Source organism: Leucobacter soli, from assembly GCF_042659205.1.
GTDB lineage: Bacteria > Actinomycetota > Actinomycetes > Actinomycetales > Microbacteriaceae > Leucobacter > Leucobacter soli.
This window is the reverse complement of sequence record NZ_JBHSRW010000460.1, coordinates 1-725: the sequence shown is the minus strand read 5'-3', so window position 1 is coordinate 725 and position 725 is coordinate 1. Positions and strand designations below refer to the sequence as shown.

The window sequence follows — 725 nt, the reverse complement described above, 5'->3', positions numbered from 1 at the left end:
GCCGCGAAGGCCGGCACGGCCGCTGCGGCGCCGGCGACGAGCACCGCGAGGAGCACGGCCGCGAGGTTGGAGCGCAGGCCGACGCCGATGCGGATCTGGATCGACGCGAGGATCGCGTCCAGGCTCACCGCGACGGTGGAGGCGATCGCCGCTCCCAGGATCCCGTACGGCGGCACCAGCAGCAGCAGCAGCCCGACGATGACGGCGAGGACCACGACCTTGTTGATCGCCGCCCAGCCGCTCCGTCCGCTCATCAGCAGCAGTGCCTGCACGTTCCCCGTGCAGGCCGACACGACGGCTCCGATGCACATGACGGCCAGCGCGAGCGCCCCCGTCGCGAAGCCGTCGCCGAAGATGCGGAGGATCGGCTCGCCGAGGATCGCCAGCACCACGTAGATCGGTGTGCTGAAGAGCACGATCCACTGCGCGGTACGGGTGTAGAGCTCGTCCAGCTCCTCCCGCCGATCCTGGTGCAGCATCTTCGAGAAGAGGGGCGCGACGACGATCCGCATCGAGGTCGACGGGATCGTGCCCGACTGCACCAGCCGGGAGACCACGCCGTAGACGCCCGCCGCCGCAGGGCCGGCGATCAGGCCCACGATCAGCACGTCGAGCCAGACGAGCGACTGCTCGATGCCCGCCGAGAGGGTCCGCGGCGCGCTGAACGCCGCGATGCGTCGGCGCAGCTCCCGCGAGGTCCCGCCACCTGGGGAGGCGAACGGCCG

1 protein-coding gene is annotated in these 725 nt (G+C 71.6%); it reads right to left on the bottom strand.

What is annotated here, in order from left to right; all coding sequences use genetic code 11:
* Positions 1 to 725, bottom strand: a 725-nt coding sequence (locus ACFPZL_RS13935; protein WP_382336000.1) for a lipopolysaccharide biosynthesis protein, incomplete at both ends; no start/stop codon positions are given.